This window comes from Pseudomonas sp. R43(2017) (assembly GCF_002112345.1).
GTDB lineage: Bacteria > Pseudomonadota > Gammaproteobacteria > Pseudomonadales > Pseudomonadaceae > Aquipseudomonas > Aquipseudomonas kribbensis.
Map to the genome: position 1 here is coordinate 20,516 of NZ_NEHJ01000010.1, position 18,987 is coordinate 39,502.

Sequence of the window (18,987 nt, forward strand, 5' to 3'; positions counted from 1 at the left end):
GAGGGCTACAGGCTGCCCTCGACATCCTCCAGGCTGAACGTTTCGGTGTGGTCGTCGTAGGAGAAAATCTCCGCATAGCGACCCCAGGCAATCACGATTTCCAGGTTTTTCTCGACGAAGGCTTCGGTCAGCGAGTCTTCCAGTTCCTGCTCGAAACGCACCCGTGGCGCCCGGTGGCCATTGCGTTCCAGCAGGACCTGGCGGATCCGCGCGGCCAGCGGAATGTAGCGGATCAGGTGTTCGGCAAACAGAGTCTTGCGTTCCTGGGTGCCGTAGTCAGCGAACAGCTTGCCGGCGTCGGTCAGGGTGATGTCCGCGCCCTTGAGTTCGGCGAAACCCAGGTATTCGAGCATCTCGGCCACCGGGAACAGGTCGTCCACTTCCAGCAAACGCCGCTCGGCCACGGTGGGCAGGCCGGCGTGACCGTTGTAGGGCTCGGCCGCAAGGGTTTCGATCAGGCCCGCCATCAAGTTGGTGGACACTTCCTGCAACGGGCTGCTGATTTTCAGTTCGGGTTTGCCGGTGCTGGCGTCGGCGCTGCGGCGGTCGGTCATCTGCGCGTAGATGTCATCGACCATCTGCCGGAACGCCGGGTCCAGACGATTGCGTGGGTGGGCGAAGGGCACCTTGATTTCCGCCACCAGCCGTCCGGGGTTGGACGACAGCACCATAATGCGGTCGCACATCAGCACCGCTTCTTCGATGTTGTGGGTGACGATCAGGATCGATTTGATCGGCAGTTGCTTGCCGCTCCACAGGTCCAGTAGATCGTTTCTCAGGGTTTCGGCGGTCAGCACGTCCAGCGCCGAGAAAGGTTCGTCCATCAACAGCAGCGTCGGGTTGACCACCAGCCCGCGAGCGAAACCCACGCGCTGGCGCATGCCGCCGGACAGCTCGCGAGGGTAGGCGTTTTCGAATCCGTCCAGGCCGATCAGGTCGATGGCCGCCAGCGCACGCTTGCGCGCTTCCTTGCGTTCGACCTGCAAGGCTTGCAGGCCGGCCTCGACGTTTTCCAGTACCGTCAGCCACGGGAACAGGGCAAACGTCTGGAACACCATGGCCACGCCTTCGGCCGGGCCGTCCAGCGGTTTGCCGTTGTACAGGACTTCCCCGGATGAGGGCTCGATCAGCCCCGCGATGATCCGCAGCAGGGTGGACTTGCCCGAGCCGGAGCGGCCAAGCATGCCGACGATTTCGCCTTCGTGCAGGGCCAGGTTGACCCCGCTGAGCACTTGCAACTCGTCCTTGCCCTTGCCGAACACCCGGTTCACATCGGTGAGCGAGTAGATTTCGGGTGTGGCGCCAGTGTGTTCGGTATAGGTATTCATCACATCGAATCCCGTCAGTTCAGGCGAAGTTTGTTTTCGGCCATGGCGTACATCGGTCGCCAGACCAGGCGATTGAAGGCCACGACGAAGAACGCCATGACCACCACGCCGAGAGTGATTTTCGGGAAGTCGCCGGCGGCCGTGGTTTGCGCGATATAGGCGCCGAGGCCATGGGCGACGACCTTGTCCTGTCCCCAGGAAACGAATTCGGAAACGATGCTGGCGTTCCACGCGCCGCCCGAAGCGGTGATGGCGCCGGTCACGTAATACGGGAAGATCCCCGGTAGCATCACCTTGCGCCACCACAGCCAGCCGCGAATGCGAAAGTTGGCGGCGGCTTCCTTGAAGTCATTGGGGAAGGCGCTGGCCCCGGCGATCACGTTGAACAGGATGTACCACTGCGTCCCGAGCACGATCAGCGGGCTCAGCCAGATATCCGGGTTCAACTGGTAACGCAGGATCACGATGACGAACACCGGGAACAGCAGGTTCGCCGGGAACGCCGCGAGAAACTGCGCCAGCGGCTGGATCTTTTCCGCCAGGGCCGGACGCAGACCGATCATCACGCCCAGCGGCACCCAGATCAGCGAGGCGATAAAGATCAACCCGGCCACCCGCAACAGGGTGTACAGCCCAAGCAGCAATACGTGCCCGACCTCGGCGAACGTCACTTCCGTGCCGACATACAGCACGATGTGGTACAGCGCATACGCAGTCAGCAGTGCGATAAACGAGCCCCAGATCCAGTCGATGGCCTTGGTGGCGGCGGGACTTTCCGAGGCCATGACCTTGCGCGCCGAACGCGGCAGATTCAGGCGCATGTTGCCGAGGCGGCTGATGGCGCGGCTGATGGGGCGCAGAATGCGCTGGATCATCCGGGTGCGCTGAATCAGATTCAGCACCCAGGATTCCGGCGCAGCGGTCTGCGAGGCGGTGTTTTCCATGCGGAACTTGTCGGCCCAGGCCACCAGCGGGCGGAACAGGAACTGGTCATAGATCAGGATGACCACGATCATCGTCAGGATGACGTAGCCCACGGCGTGCATGTCTTTTTGCGCGATGGCCAGGGCCAGGAACGAGCCGATCCCGGGCAGGGTGATGGTCTGGTCGCCGACGGTGATCGCTTCCGAGGCCACCACGAAAAACCAGCCGCCGGACATGCTCATCATCATGTTCCAGACCAGCCCGGGCATCGCGAAGGGCACGTCGAGCTTCCAGAATTTCTGCCAGCCGGACAGTTGCAGGTTGGTCGACACCTCCACCAGATCCCCCGGCAGCATACGCAGCGACTGATAGAAGCTGAACGTCATGTTCCACGCCTGACTGGTGAAAATGGCAAAAATCGCGGCGAATTCCGCGCCCAGAACCCGGCCGGGAAACAGCAACAGAAAGAAGGTCACGGTGAAGGAGATGTAACCCAGCACCGGCACCGATTGCAGGATGTCCAGCACCGGCACCAGCAGTTTCTCGGCCCGGCGGCTTTTCGCGGCCAACGTGCCGTAGAGCAGGGTGAACACCAGTGCCGCGACCATCGCCGCGAGCATGCGCAAAGTGGTGCGCATGGCGTATTCCGGCAGGTTGGCGGGGTCGAGCGAGACCACTTCACTTTGCAGCGTGCCGATCGGCGCCCAGGTTTCCCGGGCGCCGATGGAGAAAAACAGCAGGAAGCCGATCACCAGCGGCATGGCGATCAAGTCCCAGCGATTGGGCAGCAGGCGTCGGGTCGAGGCCGGTATGTAGTGACGGAACACTTTATTCATAAGCAGTGATTCCTGCAGTGCTCTGAATGGAGTGGCGGCAGTCTGAGCGTAGCTTCAGTCTGCACGGCGCACCCGGGAATGAACGGACGCTCATTCCTTGACTTCAATGGGGAGGCTGGATGCTGCGGGCCCGCTGAATTCAACGGGCCGAGAGGGTTGGCGCATCCGGTTTGTGGCCGGATACGCAACTTGCGCGGATTGTATATTTCGGAATGTTACAGAGGCGTAAAAAACACGGCCCGGGGCCGGGCTTGTGAAACTTCATTCAGCCTGCGGACAGGTTGGCCGGGTCGGGGTTACTTGAAGCGCCGTTCCACGCCTTTTTCCACCAGGATCTTCGCCGAAATCTCTTCCACGGAAAAATGCGTGGAGTTGATGTGCGGGATGTTTTCGCGGCGGAACAGGTTCTCCACTTCGCGCACTTCGAATTCGCACTGGGCGTAGCTCGAATAGCGGCTGTTGGGTTTGCGTTCGTTGCGGATCGCGGTGAGGCGGTCCGGATCGATGGTCAGGCCGAACAGCTTGTGCTGGTGGGCGCGCAGGGCGGCCGGCAATTGCAGGCGTTCCATGTCGTCTTCGGTCAGCGGGTAGTTGGCCGCGCGGATGCCGAACTGCATCGCCATGTACAGACACGTCGGCGTCTTACCACAACGCGACACGCCCACTAGTATCAGGTCGGCCTTGTCGTAATAGTGGGTGCGCGCGCCGTCGTCGTTGTCGAGGGCGAAGTTCACCGCTTCGATCCGCTCCATGTAGTTGGAGTTGTGGCCGATCGAATGGGATTTGCCGACGGTGTAGGAAGAATGCTCGGTCAGTTCCTGTTCGAGCGGGGCGAGGAACGTCGAGAAAATGTCGATCATGAAACCATTGGAGGTTGCGAGAATCTCACGGATGTCCTGATTGACGATGGTGTCGAAGATAATCGGCCGGAAACCATCGGTTTCAGCGGCTTTGTTGATTTGTTGTACCATGGCCCGCGCTTTGTCCGCGTTGTCGATGTAGGGCCGCGTGAGTTTGGTGAAGGTAATGTTTTCGAACTGCGCCAGAAGGCTTTGACCCAGGGTTTCGGCAGTAATGCCGGTGCCATCGGAGATAAAGAAAGCAGATCGTTTCATTTGCACCTTGGGCCTTAAGCTAATGAGTATTTCTGGATATGATAGGCGCGATTTGTCGGCCGCCAATGGCCCGCATTCTCACTTATTTTCCAGGTCCAGGCCATACAACCGGCCGATGCTCCCCCGAGCCGCCGGTTTCTGAGCTTTTCCAACACAGTTAGTGGAGAGATCACCTTGGTAGAGTACGTAGTTTCCCTCGATAAGCTCGGCAAACACGATGTTGAGCATGTGGGGGGCAAGAACGCATCCCTGGGCGAGATGATCAGCAACCTGGCCGGTGCCGGTGTGTCGGTCCCCGGCGGCTTCGCCACCACCGCGCAGGCCTATCGCGACTTTCTCGAGCTGAGCGGCCTCAACGACCAGATTCACAAGGCTCTCGACGCCCTGGACGTCGATGACGTCAACGCGCTGGCCAAGACCGGCGCCCAGATCCGCCAATGGATCATGGAAGCCGAATTCCCTGAAAAACTGAACACCGAGATACGCACCGCGTTCGCCGCGCTGTCGGCCGGCAATCCCGATGTGGCCGTGGCCGTGCGTTCCTCCGCCACCGCCGAAGACCTGCCGGACGCTTCGTTCGCCGGTCAGCAGGAAACCTTCCTGAACATCCGTGGTGTGGAAAACGTCATCCGCGCCGCCAAGGAAGTATTCGCTTCCCTGTTCAACGACCGTGCCATTTCCTACCGCGTGCACCAGGGCTTCGACCATAAACTGGTCGCCCTGTCTGCCGGCGTGCAGCGCATGGTGCGTTCGGAAACCGGCACCGCCGGCGTGATGTTCACCCTCGATACCGAATCCGGCTTCCGTGACGTGGTGTTCATCACCGGCGCCTACGGCCTGGGCGAAACCGTCGTACAAGGCGCGGTGAACCCGGACGAATTCTATGTCCACAAGGGCACGCTGGAGGCCGGTCGTCCGGCGATCCTGCGCCGCAACCTGGGCAGCAAGGCCATCAAGATGATCTACGGCGACGAGGCCAAGGCCGGTCGTTCCGTGAAGACCGTCGATGTCGACAAGGCCGACCGCGCACGTTTCTGCCTGACCGACGCCGAAGTCAGCGAACTGGCCAAGCAGGCGATGATCATCGAGAAGCATTACGGCTGCCCGATGGACATCGAATGGGCCAAGGACGGTGACGACGGCAAGCTGTACATCGTGCAGGCCCGTCCGGAAACCGTGAAGAGCCGCACCCAGGCCAACGTCATGGAACGTTACCTGCTGAAGGAAACCGGCACCGTGCTGGTGGAAGGTCGTGCCATCGGTCAGCGCATCGGCGCGGGCAAGGTGCGGATCATCCGCGACGTGTCGGAAATGGACAAAGTGCAGCCGGGCGACGTGCTGGTCTCCGACATGACCGACCCGGACTGGGAACCGGTCATGAAACGCGCCAGCGCCATCGTCACCAACCGTGGCGGCCGTACCTGCCACGCGGCGATCATCGCCCGTGAGCTGGGTATTCCGGCAGTCGTCGGTTGCGGCAACGCCACCCAACTGCTGAAGGATGGCCAGGGTGTGACCGTGTCCTGCGCCGAAGGCGACACCGGTTACATCTTCGAAGGCGAACTGGGCTTCGACATCAAGAAGAACTCCGTGGACGCCATGCCGGAGCTGCCGTTCAAGATCATGATGAACGTCGGCAACCCGGACCGCGCCTTCGACTTCGCGCAGCTGCCGAACGCCGGTGTGGGCCTGGCCCGTCTGGAATTCATCATCAACCGCATGATCGGCGTCCACCCGAAAGCGCTGTTGAACTACGACGGCCTGCCGCAGGACATCAAGGAAAGCGTCGACAAGCGCATCGCCGGTTACGACGATCCGGTCGGCTTCTATGTCGAGAAACTGGTCGAAGGCATCAGCACCCTGGCTGCTGCGTTCGCACCGAAGAAAGTCATCGTGCGTCTGTCGGACTTCAAGTCCAACGAATACGCCAACCTGATCGGCGGCAAGCTGTACGAGCCGGAAGAAGAAAACCCTATGCTGGGCTTCCGTGGCGCTTCGCGTTACATCAGCGAATCGTTCCGTGACTGCTTCGAACTCGAGTGCCGTGCGCTGAAACGCGTGCGCAACGAGATGGGCCTGACCAACGTCGAAATCATGGTGCCGTTCGTCCGTACCCTGGGCGAAGCGAGCCAGGTGGTCGATCTGCTGGCCGAAAACGGCTTGAAGCGCGGCGACAACGGCCTGCGCGTGATCATGATGTGCGAACTGCCGTCCAACGCGATCCTGGCTGAAGAGTTCCTCGAATTCTTCGACGGTTTCTCGATCGGTTCCAACGACCTGACCCAGCTGACACTGGGTCTGGACCGTGACTCCGGGATCATCGCGCACCTGTTCGACGAGCGTAATCCGGCGGTCAAGAAGCTGTTGGCCAACGCGATTGCCGCGTGCAACAAGGCCGGCAAGTACATCGGCATCTGCGGTCAGGGTCCTTCGGACCACCCGGACCTGGCCAAATGGCTGATGGAGCAGGGCATCGAAAGCGTTTCCCTGAACCCGGACACCGTGCTGGAAACCTGGTTCTTCCTGGCCGAAGGTCAGGCGGAATAAGCCGTGAATGAAGCCTCGGCCTGCTGAACCGGGCCGGGGCTTTAAGATTGAAGTAGGGCGGGCTCTCCGGATGCCGCCCTTTTTTGTGCAAGAGCATTATGCAAAGCAGCAGCAACCTTTTTCCTGTCGCTCTGATCAGCGCCGAACGTCGCGGTGATCTGAGCGAAGACATCTACCGTCTGAAACCGGGCAACAGCCCCGACTGGTCTGTGGAAATCGCGGTGACCCGTCTCGGCATGGCCGATGAGCCGGCGACACGCGGTGTGCCGGTGATCCTGCTGCATGGCAGCTTCTCCAACCGGCGTTTCTGGTTTTCCCCGAAAGGCCTGGGGCTGGGCGCCTATCTGACCCGACTGGGTTTCGATGTGTGGATCCCGGAAATGCGTGGCCACGGCATGTCCCAGCGCAACGAGGACTATCGCCGCAACCGCGTCGCCGATTACGCCCGTTACGATCTGCCGGCCATCGCCGCGTTTGTACGTGAACAGAGCGGGCAGATTCCGCACTGGATCGGCCATTCGCTGGGCGGCATTACGCTCGCTGCAGCGCTGGGGGGCGAATACCTCGGCGAACCGGCGGTGGCGTCGGCCGCGTTTTTCGGCACGCAGGTCAGTCGCACGTACTGGCCGCTGAAAATTCCGCCGGTGGAGTGGAGCGGGCGCTTTATTCTCAAGCGTTTTGCCCAGTTGTCCGGCTCGCGGCTCAAGCGCGGCCCGGAAGACGAACCGATCGGCCTGGCGCTGGAAAGCATGCGCTGGTACGGCCTGTTCGGGCGCTTCGGTGACAAGGACAAGGATTGGTGGGCGGGGCTTGCCGACGTTCAGGTGCCAGTGTTGGCGGTAACGGCGGCCGGCGATCATCAGGATCCGGCCTGGGCCTGTCGCAAGCTGTTCGAGCAGATCGGCTCCGAGCACAAGCAATTCATCAATCTGGGGCGCGAGCAGGGCTTCAGCGAAAATTTCGGCCATGTCGAGATGCTGGTGAGCAAGGCTGCCCAGGCTGAAGTCTGGCCACTGGTGGCGCGCTGGCTGGCGGATCAGCACACACCATTACTCGGCGAAAAGGTGGATCTGGCGGCGGCAGGATGAGCGGAAGGCTCTGAAAAGGGCATTTCGTTCGAGTCGGCTTGCGGCTAAGATATGACGCATTGGACGGTTCCGGTCACATTTGGTGACTGTTTCGCTATTACGTTTCAGCCTGTGTTCAGGTTCGCTCAGCGACCATTGCATGAACTAAGGTAAACAGCGACCGCCGGATCTCGTTTCAAAAGAGTGCGACATCCTTGATCGTCTTCCTTGTTACAGGAGTTATTCGATGAACCATTACCTCACGCCTGACCTGTGCGACGCCTATCCGGAGCTGGTGCAGGTGCTGGAACCGATGTTCAGCAATTTCGGCGGCCGTGATTCCTTCGGCGGCGAAATCGTGACCATCAAATGCTTCGAAGATAACTCACTGGTCAAGGAACAGGTCGAACTCAAGGGCAACGGCAAGGTGCTGGTGGTCGATGGCGGCGGTTCCCTGCGGCGCGCGCTGCTGGGCGACATGCTGGCCGACAAGGCCTCGAAAAACGGCTGGGAAGGGCTGGTGATCTACGGTTGCATCCGTGACGTGGATGTCATCGCCCAGACCGATCTCGGCGTGCAGGCACTGGCCAGCCACCCGATGAAGACCGACAAGCGCGGTATCGGCGACCTCAACGTGCCGGTGACTTTTGCGGGCGTCACCTTTCATCCGGGCCAATACATTTATGCGGACAACAACGGCGTGATCATCTCGCCGAGCCCGCTGAAAATGCCTGAATAAATCGCGGCAACTACCGGGGTGAGGATGTTCGAGGAAGAAAACGCGCAATGGGGGCTGGTGCATGCCCTGGTGCTGGACGGTAAAGGCGGTGCGCGTTCGATAGCCCGGACTGAACTCGACGATCTGCAACTGCAGGCCCATGAAAGCCTGTGGCTGCACTGGGATCGCAGTCATCCGCAGACCCAGACCTGGCTGCGCAAGTCCAGCGGACTCAACGAATTCACCTGCGATCTGCTGCTGGAAGAGAACACCCGCCCGCGGCTGCTGCCGTTGCCCGATTCCGAATTGCTGCTGTTTTTGCGCGGGGTCAACCTCAACCCCGGTGCCGAGCCGGAAGACATGGTCTCGGTGCGGATTTTCGCGTCGGCCCAGCGTGTGATTTCCCTGCGTCTGCGCCCATTGCGCGCCACCGATGAACTGCTGGCGATGCTGGGGGAGGGCAAGGGTCCGAAAACCTCGTCCGAGCTCATTCTTTATCTGGCGCAATACCTCACCAACAAGGTGCAGGATCTGGTCACTTGCCTCTCGGAAGTGGTCGATGACGAGGAAGAAAAGCTGGATGCCGACGAACGGTATACCCCAGAGCACGGAGCGGTTTTGCACATCCGTCGCCGGGCGGCCGGACTGAAGCGTTTTCTCGCACCGCAGCGGGATATTTTCGGACAGCTGACGCGGATAAAACTGCCATGGTTCGTCGATGACGACGCGGACTACTGGAACGAATTGAACAACAGCCTGACCCGCTATCTCGAAGAGCTCGAATTGACCCGAGAGCGCGTGGGGCTTGTGCTGGACACCGAAGACCGGCGTTTGAGCGTGCGCATGAATCGCACCATGTACCGCTTCGGGATCATCACCGGGATCTTTCTGCCGATGAGTTTTCTCACCGGCCTGCTGGGGATCAACGTTGGCGGAATTCCGCTTTCCGGAAACCCTTACGGCTTTCTGGTGGCGTGCCTGCTGATGGTCCTGGTGGCCCTCGGACAATGGTGGTTGTTCCGCCGATTGCGCTGGGTATGACGATGCATCATGTGACCCGACCAAATCTGCCCGCGTCTTTCACAGACATCACGAGAGGTGCGTATGCACGATCCGTTTGAACAGTCTTTGCGCGACATGCTCAACGCCTCGCCGTCCGGCCGCGACGACGATGCCTGCCTGGGCCGCGTACTCAAAACCGCCAACCGCCAGGTCGGCGCCGGTGATCTGTTCAGCCTGCTGGGCCGCTGGCTGCCCGCGCTGATGATCGCCCTGAACAACGGCTCGGCTCATGTCGCGCCGGTTTCCCGTCTCCGTAAACCTAACGCTCGCACTGCTGATAAGGCTGATTGAATATGGAACTTGATCTCTGGACTCAGAGCCTCGTCACGGCAATGACTGCGTTGTGGACCAAAGTCGCTAATTTCATCCCGAACCTGTTCGGCGCACTGGTGGTGCTGCTGTTGGGCTTCGTCGTGGCCAAGTTGCTGGACACCTTGCTGTCCAAACTGCTGGCCAAGCTCGGTCTGGATCGCCTGATGGGCGGCACCGGCCTGACCAAATTGATGTCCCGTGCGGGACTGCAAGTGCCGATCTCGACCTTGATCGGAAAAATCGTCTATTGGTTCGTTCTGCTGATTTTCCTGGTTTCTGCGGCAGAATCCCTTGGACTTGAGCGAGTTTCAGCTACGCTGGACATGTTGGCTCTGTATGTGCCGAAAGTTTTCGGTGCCGCGCTGGTGCTGCTGGTTGGTGTATTGCTGGCACAACTGGCCAACGGTCTGGTGCGCGGTGCGGCAGAAGGCGTCGGACTGGACTACGCTTCAGGACTTGGGCGCATTGCCCAGGGCCTGGTGATCATCATCAGTATCTCGGTCGCTATCAGTCAGCTCGAGGTCAAGACCGACCTGCTGAACCATGTGATCGTCATTGTATTGATTACCGTTGGTCTGGCGGTTGCGCTGGCCATGGGTTTGGGAAGCCGGGAAATTGCCGGTCAGATTCTTGCGGGAATCTATGTGCGTGAGTTGTATCAGGTTGGGCAACAAGTGCGTGTTGGCGAGGTCGAAGGCCAGATCGAAGAGATCGGCACGGTTAAGACCACATTGCTGACCGATGAGGGTGAGCTAGTCTCTCTCTCCAATCGGATCCTGCTGGAACAGCATGTGAGTAGCCGCTAATCCGGCAAACCCTGCTAATGTATGCCGCCGCAAAATGCCAGCTGATGCTGGCAGCGGTGGACATTGACCTGACTGTCGGCACGACTTGTTTTGAATAAAGCCCAAACGCTATCCACGCGCTACGACCCCCGCGAGCTCTCTGACGAGGAGTTGGTCGCGCGCTCGCATACCGAGCTGTTTCACGTGACGCGCGCCTATGAAGAACTGATGCGGCGTTACCAGCGAACACTATTTAACGTTTGTGCGCGGTATCTTGGGAACGATCGCGACGCAGACGATGTCTGTCAGGAAGTGATGCTGAAGGTGCTGTACGGCCTGAAGAACTTCGAGGGGAAATCGAAGTTCAAGACATGGCTATATAGCATCACTTACAACGAATGCATCACGCAGTATCGGAAGGAACGGCGAAAGCGTCGCTTGATGGACGCACTGAGTCTTGACCCCCTCGAGGAAGCGTCCGAAGAAAAGGCGCCGAAACCCGAGGAGAAGGGCGGACTTGATCGCTGGCTGGTGTATGTGAACCCGATTGACCGTGAAATTCTGGTGCTACGTTTTGTCGCAGAGCTGGAATTTCAGGAGATCGCAGACATCATGCACATGGGTTTGAGTGCTACAAAAATGCGGTACAAACGTGCTCTAGATAAATTGCGTGAGAAATTTGCAGGCATTGCTGAAACTTAGTTCGGCGCAAATATCTCTTACGTGTAGGCAAGTTCTGATAGACTTGCCGCCGAGTTGTCCCCCGGTTTGCGGGACTGCTTCACAATCACCAGATGGGGATTTAACGGATGAAACTGAAAAACACCTTGGGCTTGGCCATTGGTTCTTTGATTGCCGCTACTTCGTTCGGCGCACTGGCACAAGGCCAAGGCGCAGTTGAAGGCGAACTGTTCTACAAGAAGCAGTACAACGACAGCGTTAACCATGTCGAAGACGGCTTCAACCCAGGCGCCTCTATCGGTTACTTCTTGACCGACGACGTGTCGTTGAACTTCACCTACGACAAGAACAACCACACCCGTTCGAACGACGGCACTGGCAGCCAGAAGCTGGATGGCGACAACTTCGGCCTGATCGCTCAGTACCACTTCAACAACGCTGGTGACGCTCTGCGTCCTTACGTTGCTGGCGGTGTGAAGCACGGCAGCCTGACCAACGTAGCCGCTGACGGCCACACCGGTCGCGACCAGTCGACCTACCTGAACGCTGGCGCTGGCGTTAAGTACTACTTCGCTGAAAACTTCTACGCCCGTGCTGGTGTAGACGCTGACTACAAACTGGACAACGGTCGCTGGAACTACGCTCCAGTAATCGGTCTGGGCGTGAACTTCGGTGGCGGCAACAAGCCTGCTGCTGCTCCAGTTCCAGCACCAGCTGAAGTCTGCTCCGACAGCGACAACGATGGCGTTTGCGACAACGTTGACAAGTGCCCGAACACCCCAGCCAACGTAACTGTTGACGCTGATGGCTGCCCGGCAGTTGCTGAAGTTGTTCGTGTAGAGCTGGACGTGAAGTTCGACTTCGACAAGTCGGTCGTCAAGCCAAACAGCTACGCTGACATCAAGAACCTGGCTGACTTCATGAAGCAGTACCCATCGACTCACACCACTGTTGAAGGTCACACTGACTCCGTCGGTCCTGACGCTTACAACCAGAAACTGTCCGAGCGTCGTGCAAACGCCGTTAAGCAAGTTCTGGTTAACCAGTACGGTGTTGAATCGTCCCGCGTTCAGTCGATTGGCTACGGCGAAACCCGTCCAGTTGCTGACAACAAAACCGAAGCTGGCCGCGCCGTTAACCGTCGCGTAGAAGCTCAGGTTGAAGCTCAAGCTAAGTAATTAGCTCGCTGCTTTGAGAAAAGCCCGGCTTATGCCGGGCTTTTCTTTGTCTGCAATTTGGTAAAAACCAGATGCTCAGGCTGACTGATCGGCTGGCCAGGCGAGCAAACCGGATCGGGCCGCGGAAGCCGCCACCGCACCAATCACCAGAATGGCCGGGCTCTTGAGCTGGAACCTGCTGGCCGCTTCCTCCATCCCCGTCAGATCGCTCCGGCATTCGCGCTGCTGCGGCAGGGATGCGTTCTCGATCATCGCCACCGGCGTCTCCATCGCCATCCCGCCTGCCAGCAATTGCTCACGAATCTCGCTGAGCCTGGCGACTCCCATGTAGATTACCAAAGTCGTTCCACCCTGCGCCAACGCTTGCCAGTTCACCTGACTGTCATCCTGAGTGTGCGCGGTAACCAGCGTCACACCCCGCGCCACGCCGCGCAAAGTCAGTGGAATATCACACTGCGTCGCCCCGGCCAGCCCGGCAGTGATGCCATTGACCAGCTCCACTTCAACCCCGTGTTCACGCAGCCACTGCGCTTCCTCGCCGCCACGGCCGAAGATGCAGGGATCGCCGCCCTTGAGGCGAACCACGCATTTGCCCTGACGCGCATAACGCTGCATCAGCCGATGAATGAATGCCTGAGGCGTCGAGCGGCAGCCGCCGCGCTTGCCGACCGGAATGATCCGCGCGGCAGGGCAGTGCTCCAGCACTGCGTCATTGACCAGATCGTCGATCAGCACCACATCCGCTTCGTGCAGGGCACGCACGGCTTTGAGCGTCAGCAATTCAGGGTCGCCGGGACCTGCGCCCACCAGCCAGACTTTTGCGTTCATGGTGTTTTCCTCTTCAGATAACGGCGACCGGCCGTGCTTCGGCGGCCAGCAAACGCTTGATTTCCGGGACGCAGGAACCGCATTGCGTGCCGCAGCCCAGTGTGTTTTTCAAACCCTGCAAATCCAGACCTTCACGGATCCCGGCGCAGACCGCGCTGTGGCTGACGTTTCTGCAATTGCACAAGGTCTTGTCGGCAACGCTTTGCACGCCGGCATTGCCCGGCGGCGCGCTCATCGGCGCCAGCAGCCAGCGCCGCAGTTGTTCGTCTGCGCGGCCTTCCAGCCACAGGCCTTGCAGCCAGTGCTGGGCGAGGGTCTCACCGGCGAGGCGGATTGCCGTGATTCGCCCGCTCTCAATGCGTACCCGCTTGCCGATGGCTCGGCGCGGATCGTCATAGGCCAGTACCGGACCGTCGATCAGGGCCAGGCACTGATCAATTTCGCGCAGCAATTGCGGATCGGGCGCGGCGGCGCTGGCAGCGCGTATCAGCAACGCCGGACGCTCGCGACCGACAAGGCTGAGGCTGACGTAGGAAAACGCCTCACACAGCGGTCGAAGCGCCTCAAAGTGCCGTTGAACATCGCCCTCGATCAGTGCGAAAAGCTGCCAGGGCAGATCCACCGGCTCCAGGCGTACACCGCTGTGCTTGAGTTCCGGTTGTTTCGACAAGGGATCGAAGGCGGGCAGGGTCAGGCAATTCACGCCGCCTTTGAGAAAACGGTCGCCCCAGTGCATCGGCAGAAAGGCCTGGCCCGGACGCACGCTGTCATCGCTGGCGACCGCCACGATCACGGAGCCCCGGCGGCTCTTCAGATTCACCAGATCCCCCGGCTGCAAACGGTGCCGGCGCAATTCGTCCGGGTGCAGACTCAGCACGGCTTCACCGACATGCCCGAACAACTGCGCTGCTGTGCCGGTGCGGCTCATACCGTGCCATTGATCGCGCAGACGGCCGGTGATCAGGGTCAGTGGAAAACGCGCGTCCCGTTGCTCCTTGGCCGCACGATAAGGATCGGCAACGAACTGCGCGCGACCACTGGCCGTAGGAAATATGCCGTCGCAGTAAAGCCGTGACGTACCTTGCCGGGCGCCCTGAGGAAACGGCCATTGCTGCGGACCAATTTCATCGATCAACTCGTGGCTGATGCCGGACAAGTCCAGATCGCGGCCACGGGTCAGTGCCTTGAATTCATCGAACAACTGCGCGGGGCGCTCGAATGCAAACAGACCCGGCTGTTGCGGGCGCAGACGTTTCTCCAGGCGTTGTGCGAAATCCACCGTGATCGCCCAGTCCGGTCGCGCTTCACCCGGTGCGGCAATGGCTTTGCGGACGTGGGAAATGCGCCGCTCGGAGTTGGTCACCGAGCCTTCCTTCTCGCCCCAACTGGCCGCCGGCAACAACAGGTCGGCAAACGCTGCGGTTTCGGTGGTGCGAAACGCTTCCTGCAACACCACGAAGGGGCAGGCGTCCAGCGCTGCGCGCACGGCGTTTTGGTCCGGCATCGATTGCGCCGGGTTGGTGCAGGCAATCCACAAGGCCTTGATCTTGCCGTTGCGCACCTGTTCAAACAGCTCAATGGCGCTGAGACCGGTGTTTTCCGGCAGCGAATCCACGCCCCAATACGCCGCCACTTCTGCGCGGTGTTCCGGGTTGGCAGCCTCGCGATGACCGGGCAACAGGTTGGAGAGGCTGCCGGTTTCCCGCCCGCCCATGGCATTCGGCTGACCGGTCAGGGAGAAAGGTCCTGCACCGGGCCGGCCGATTTGCCCGGTGGCCAGGTGCAGATTGATCAGGGCGCTGTTCTTCGCGCTGCCGGCGGTGGACTGGTTCAACCCCATGCACCACAACGACAGGAAACTCGGCGCGGTGCCGATCCACTCGGCGCATTGCTGCAACTGCTCGACACTGATCCCGCACAACTGAGAAACCATGGCCGGTGTGTAATCGCGCACCAGGCTTTTCAGCTCGGCGAGGCCTTCGGTGTGCGCCTTGATGAAATCGCGATCGATCCAGTCTTCCCACATCAACAGATGCAAAATCCCATGGAACAAAGCGACATCGGTGCCCGGCAGAATCGCCAGATGCAGGTCGGCGAGATCGCAGGTGTCGGTGCGCCGTGGGTCGATAACGATGACTTTCATCTGCGGGCGGCGGGATTTGGCCTCTTCGAGCCGACGAAACAGTACCGGGTGGGCGTAGGCCATGTTACTGCCGACGATCATCACGCAGTCGCTCAGCTCCAGGTCCTCGTAGCTGCACGGTGGTGCGTCGGCACCGAGGCTGCGTTTGTAGCCGACCACCGCCGAAGACATGCAAAGCCGTGAATTACTGTCGATGTTGTTGGTGCCGACCAGCGCCCGCGCCAGTTTGTTGAAGGCGTAGTAGTCCTCGGTCAGCAGCTGTCCGGAGATGTAGAACGCCACGCTGTCGGGGCCGTGTTCGGCGATGGTTTCGGCAAACACGTTGGCGGCGTGTTCCAGCGCGGTGTCCCAGTTACAGCGGCTGCGCGCCAGACCTTTGCCCAGGCGCAATTCCGGGTACAACGCCCGCGCCGCCAGATCACCGGTCAGGTGCAGGGTCGAGCCCTTGCTGCACAGTTTGCCGAAGTTGGCCGGATGCGCCGGATCGCCGCTGACGCTGAGGATGCGCTCGCCGTCATGCTCGATCAGCACGCCGCAGCCGACCCCGCAATAACAGCAGGTCGAGGCGGTCGTCTGGCGGTTCATCAGACGGCGTCCCGCAGGGCCAGTTGCACGCGGCCGTTTTCGACCCGGGCCGGGTGATGGTACGCGCAGCCTACGTCCGGTGCCTGGGCTTCGCCGGATTGCAGGTCGATCTGCCAGTTATGCAGCGGGCAGGCCACGCGCTTGCCGTAGATCAGCCCTTGGGACAATGGACCGCCCTTGTGCGGGCAGCGGTCATCGAGTGCGAAAACTTCGTCGTCGCTTGTGCGAAAGATCGCGATGTCACCTTTGGGCCCGGCAATGATCCGCGAACCGAGGGCATTGATCTCTTCTAGGGCACAGATATCGAGCCAGTTCATGCCGGCACCTCCAGGTTTTTCACGGGGATCACGTCGAATTCTTTCTTCAGTTGCGGCTGGGCGAGGCGTTCTTTCCATGGGTCCTGTTCGAACGAGAGGGAGAATTGCAGGCGCTCGTTCAGGGCCTTGCGGCGCTCGGGGTCTTCCAGCACGGCTTTCTTGATGTGCTCCATGCCGACCCGTTGCAGGTAGTGCACGGTGCGTTCGAGGTAGAAGGCTTCTTCGCGGTACAGCTGCAAGAACGCGCCGTTGTACTCGCGGACTTCCTCGGCGGTCTTGAGTTTGACGAAGAACTCGGCGACTTCGGTCTTGATCCCGCCGTTGCCACCGATGTACATCTCCCAGCCGGAATCGACGCCGATGATTCCTACGTCCTTGATCCCTGCTTCCGAGCAGTTGCGTGGGCATCCGGAGACCGCCAGCTTCACTTTGTGCGGCGACCACATGTTGAACAGATCGTGTTCGAGGTCGATGCCCAACTGGGTCGAATTCTGCGTGCCGAAGCGGCAGAACTCGCTGCCGACGCAGGTTTTCACGGTGCGGATCGATTTGCCGTAGGCGTGACCGGACGGCATGTCGAGGTCTTTCCACACGCCGGGCAGGTCCTGCTTCTTGATCCCCAACAGGTCGATGCGCTGGCCGCCGGTAACCTTGACCATCGGCACCTGATATTTGTCCGCGACGTCGGCGATCCGCCGCAGCTCCGACGGGTTGGTCACGCCGCCCCACATCCGTGGCACTACCGAGTAGGTGCCGTCCTTCTGGATGTTGGCGTGGGCCCGTTCGTTGATCAGGCGCGACTGCGGATCATCCTTGGCTTCGCCGGGCCAAGTGGAAATCAGGTAGTAGTTGAGGGCCGGGCGGCAGGTGGCGCAGCCGTTCGGGGTGCGCCAGTTGAGGTAGCTCATGGTGCCGGCGATGGTCAGCAGGTGCTGCTCGCGGATGGCCTGGCGGATCTGGCCGTGGTTGAGGTCGCTGCAACCGCAGATGGCTTTTTCGCTTTTCGGTTTGACGTCCGCCGCGCCGCCGACGGTGTTGATCAGGATCTGCTCGACCAGCCCGGCGCAGGAGCCGCAGGAGCTGGCCGCCTTGGTGTGTTTCTTCACTTCGTCGACGCTGAACAGCCCGTGTTCCTGAATCGCCTTGACGATGGTGCCCTTGCACACGCCGTTGCAGCCGCAGACTTCGGCGTTGTCGGCCATGCTCATGGCTTTGTCCTGGCCCTGATGTCCTACATCCCCCAGTGCGTTTTCTCCAAACATGAGGTGATCACGGATCTCGCCGATGGCGTGATTCTCACGAATCTGCCGGAAATACCAACCGCCATCTGCCGTATCGCCGTACAGACAGGCGCCGACCAGCACGTCATCCTTGATCACCAGTTTTTTGTACACCCCGCCGATCGGATCGGAGAGGGTGATGGTCTCGGTGCCTTCGCCGCCCATGAAGTCGCCGGCGGAAAACAGGTCGATGCCGGTGACCTTCAATTTGGTCGACGTCACCGAGCCCTGATAACGGGCAAAACCCAGTTGCGCCAGGTGGTTGGCGCAGACCTTGGCCTGTTCGAACAACGGCGCGACCAGACCGTAGGCGATGCCACGGTGGCTGGCGCATTCGCCGATGGCATAGATGCGCGGGTCGTAGGTTTGCAGGGTGTCGTTGACCAGAATCCCGCGATTGCACGGGATGCCGGCCTTTTCCGCGAGTTCGGTATTGGGGCGGATGCCGGCGGCCATCACCACCAGATCGGCAGGGATGATGTCACCGTTCTTGAACTGCACCGAGCCGACCCGGCCGTTGCCGGCGTCCTGCAGGGCCTGGGTCTGTTCGCACAAGCGAAAGTGCAGGCCACGGGATTCGAGGGCGGTTTGCAGGAGCTGGCCGCTGGTCTTGTCCAGTTGCCGCTCCAGCAGCCATTCACCGAGGTGCACCACGGTGACGTGCATGCCGCGCAGCATCAGGCCGTTGGCCGCTTCGAGGCCGAGCAGGCCACCGCCGATCACCACGGCGTGCTTGTGGGTTTTGGCGGTGTCGATCATCGCCTGGGTGTCGGCGATGTCGCGGTAACCGATCACGCCCTGCAAGGTATTGCCGGGGATCGGCAGGATGAACGGGGTCGAGCCGGTGGCGATCAACAGGCGATCGTATTCGGCCTCGGTGCCGTCCTCGGCGATCACCCGGCGCTTGACCCGGTCGATCTCCACCACTTTGCGGTTGAGCAGCAACTTGATGTTGTTTTGCAGATACCAGTCGAGATCGTTGAGCACGATCTCTTCGAAGGTCTGCTCGCCGGCCAGTACCGGTGACAGCAGGATGCGGTTGTAGTTAGTGTGGGGTTCGGCACCGAAGACCGTGATGTCGTACAGCTCGTTGCTCAGTTTGAGCAATTCTTCCAGGGTACGGACCCCGGCCATGCCATTGCCGATCATCACCAGTTTGAGTTTTTTCATCAGGTTCTCCGGGGAGCTTCGGGCTTGCCTCTTGTGGGCAGTCAGGCCTTGCTCGACAAAAATGGCGCAAACAAAAAAGGCGTCCCGCTAGTGATCTAGCGAGGACGCCTT

15 protein-coding genes are annotated in these 18,987 nt (G+C 60.4%); 8 read left to right on the plus strand and 7 right to left on the minus strand.

Annotated features, from left to right (window positions below; translation table 11 throughout):
* Nucleotides 1-5: 5 nt before the first annotated feature.
* The 3 genes from CAG02_RS25235 to CAG02_RS25245 form a co-directional block, all read right to left on the minus strand.
* Entirely contained in the window at nt 6-1,328 is a 1,323-nt protein-coding gene (locus CAG02_RS25235; RefSeq protein WP_085711897.1) for an AAA-associated domain-containing protein, read from the minus strand.
* Between the two features lie 14 nt (nt 1,329-1,342).
* Complete coding sequence (locus CAG02_RS25240) at nt 1,343-3,088, minus strand: ABC transporter permease subunit (protein WP_085711898.1); 1,746 nt, start codon at nt 3,086-3,088, stop codon at nt 1,343-1,345.
* A gap of 296 nt (nt 3,089-3,384) precedes the next feature.
* Nucleotides 3,385-4,203, minus strand: a complete 819-nt coding sequence (locus tag CAG02_RS25245) for a pyruvate, water dikinase regulatory protein (protein WP_085711899.1) — start codon at nt 4,201-4,203, stop codon at nt 3,385-3,387.
* Between the two features lie 174 nt (nt 4,204-4,377).
* Between CAG02_RS25245 and ppsA the strand changes: the two genes are divergently transcribed.
* The 8 genes from ppsA to CAG02_RS25285 all read left to right on the plus strand — a co-directional run bounded on the left by ppsA (nt 4,378) and on the right by CAG02_RS25285 (nt 12,553).
* The gene (ppsA, locus tag CAG02_RS25250; RefSeq protein WP_085711900.1) at nt 4,378-6,750 is read left to right on the plus strand and encodes a phosphoenolpyruvate synthase; all 2,373 of its coding nucleotides are present in this window, start codon (nt 4,378-4,380) and stop codon (nt 6,748-6,750) included.
* 98 nt (nt 6,751-6,848) lie between these two features.
* Nucleotides 6,849-7,838, plus strand: coding sequence for an alpha/beta fold hydrolase (locus CAG02_RS25255; protein WP_085711901.1), 990 nt, complete (start codon nt 6,849-6,851; stop codon nt 7,836-7,838).
* A 226-nt stretch (nt 7,839-8,064) separates the two neighbouring features.
* On the plus strand, nt 8,065-8,556 hold the full coding sequence (rraA, locus tag CAG02_RS25260) for a ribonuclease E activity regulator RraA (protein ID WP_085711902.1): 492 nt from the start codon (nt 8,065-8,067) through the stop codon (nt 8,554-8,556).
* 24 nt (nt 8,557-8,580) lie between these two features.
* On the plus strand, nt 8,581-9,576 hold the full coding sequence (locus CAG02_RS25265) for a zinc transporter ZntB (RefSeq protein ID WP_085711903.1): 996 nt from the start codon (nt 8,581-8,583) through the stop codon (nt 9,574-9,576).
* Nucleotides 9,577-9,639: 63 nt separating this feature from the next.
* On the plus strand, nt 9,640-9,888 hold the full coding sequence (locus CAG02_RS25270) for a CrfX protein (RefSeq protein WP_065259737.1): 249 nt from the start codon (nt 9,640-9,642) through the stop codon (nt 9,886-9,888).
* A gap of 2 nt (nt 9,889-9,890) precedes the next feature.
* Nucleotides 9,891-10,715: a mechanosensitive ion channel domain-containing protein gene (locus CAG02_RS25275; RefSeq protein ID WP_065259736.1), complete on the plus strand. Its 825-nt coding sequence runs from the start codon at nt 9,891-9,893 to the stop codon at nt 10,713-10,715.
* Nucleotides 10,716-10,805: 90 nt separating this feature from the next.
* Nucleotides 10,806-11,396, plus strand: a complete 591-nt coding sequence (sigX, locus tag CAG02_RS25280; protein ID WP_011333251.1) for an RNA polymerase sigma factor SigX — start codon at nt 10,806-10,808, stop codon at nt 11,394-11,396.
* A 107-nt stretch (nt 11,397-11,503) separates the two neighbouring features.
* Nucleotides 11,504-12,553, plus strand: coding sequence for an OmpA family protein (locus CAG02_RS25285; RefSeq protein WP_085711904.1), 1,050 nt, complete (start codon nt 11,504-11,506; stop codon nt 12,551-12,553).
* A gap of 75 nt (nt 12,554-12,628) precedes the next feature.
* Here CAG02_RS25285 and cobA read toward each other — a convergent pair whose 3' ends face one another.
* The 4 genes from cobA to nirB are packed head-to-tail and all read right to left on the minus strand — an operon-like array spanning nt 12,629 to nt 18,876.
* Nucleotides 12,629-13,381, minus strand: a complete 753-nt coding sequence (cobA, locus tag CAG02_RS25290; RefSeq protein WP_085711905.1) for a uroporphyrinogen-III C-methyltransferase — start codon at nt 13,379-13,381, stop codon at nt 12,629-12,631.
* Nucleotides 13,382-13,394: 13 nt separating this feature from the next.
* Nucleotides 13,395-16,109: a nitrate reductase gene (locus tag CAG02_RS25295; RefSeq protein WP_085711906.1), complete on the minus strand. Its 2,715-nt coding sequence runs from the start codon at nt 16,107-16,109 to the stop codon at nt 13,395-13,397.
* Nucleotides 16,109-16,426 carry a nitrite reductase small subunit NirD gene (gene nirD / locus CAG02_RS25300; protein WP_085711907.1) on the minus strand — a complete coding sequence of 106 codons (318 nt, stop codon included), beginning with the start codon at nt 16,424-16,426 and terminating at the stop codon, nt 16,109-16,111. Before nirD ends, CAG02_RS25295 begins: the two co-directional genes overlap by 1 nt.
* On the minus strand, nt 16,423-18,876 hold the full coding sequence (gene nirB, locus CAG02_RS25305; protein WP_085711908.1) for a nitrite reductase large subunit NirB: 2,454 nt from the start codon (nt 18,874-18,876) through the stop codon (nt 16,423-16,425). Before nirB ends, nirD begins: the two co-directional genes overlap by 4 nt.
* Between the last annotated feature and the right edge of the window lie 111 nt (nt 18,877-18,987).

What these genes read in the sequence shown, in the direction of transcription:
- CAG02_RS25235 (WP_085711897.1), bottom strand. Translation starts at nt 1,328, where the DNA reads ATGAATACCTATACCGAACACACTGGCGCCACACCCGAAATCTACTCG.
- CAG02_RS25240 (WP_085711898.1), bottom strand. Translation starts at nt 3,088, where the DNA reads ATGAATAAAGTGTTCCGTCACTACATACCGGCCTCGACCCGACGCCTG.
- CAG02_RS25245 (WP_085711899.1), bottom strand. Translation starts at nt 4,203, where the DNA reads ATGAAACGATCTGCTTTCTTTATCTCCGATGGCACCGGCATTACTGCC.
- CAG02_RS25255 (WP_085711901.1), top strand. Translation starts at nt 6,849, where the DNA reads ATGCAAAGCAGCAGCAACCTTTTTCCTGTCGCTCTGATCAGCGCCGAA.
- rraA (WP_085711902.1), top strand. Translation starts at nt 8,065, where the DNA reads ATGAACCATTACCTCACGCCTGACCTGTGCGACGCCTATCCGGAGCTG.
- CAG02_RS25265 (WP_085711903.1), top strand. Translation starts at nt 8,581, where the DNA reads ATGTTCGAGGAAGAAAACGCGCAATGGGGGCTGGTGCATGCCCTGGTG.
- CAG02_RS25270 (WP_065259737.1), top strand. Translation starts at nt 9,640, where the DNA reads ATGCACGATCCGTTTGAACAGTCTTTGCGCGACATGCTCAACGCCTCG.
- CAG02_RS25275 (WP_065259736.1), top strand. Translation starts at nt 9,891, where the DNA reads ATGGAACTTGATCTCTGGACTCAGAGCCTCGTCACGGCAATGACTGCG.
- CAG02_RS25285 (WP_085711904.1), top strand. Translation starts at nt 11,504, where the DNA reads ATGAAACTGAAAAACACCTTGGGCTTGGCCATTGGTTCTTTGATTGCC.
- cobA (WP_085711905.1), bottom strand. Translation starts at nt 13,381, where the DNA reads ATGAACGCAAAAGTCTGGCTGGTGGGCGCAGGTCCCGGCGACCCTGAA.
- CAG02_RS25295 (WP_085711906.1), bottom strand. Translation starts at nt 16,109, where the DNA reads ATGAACCGCCAGACGACCGCCTCGACCTGCTGTTATTGCGGGGTCGGC.
- nirD (WP_085711907.1), bottom strand. Translation starts at nt 16,426, where the DNA reads ATGAACTGGCTCGATATCTGTGCCCTAGAAGAGATCAATGCCCTCGGT.
- nirB (WP_085711908.1), bottom strand. Translation starts at nt 18,876, where the DNA reads ATGAAAAAACTCAAACTGGTGATGATCGGCAATGGCATGGCCGGGGTC.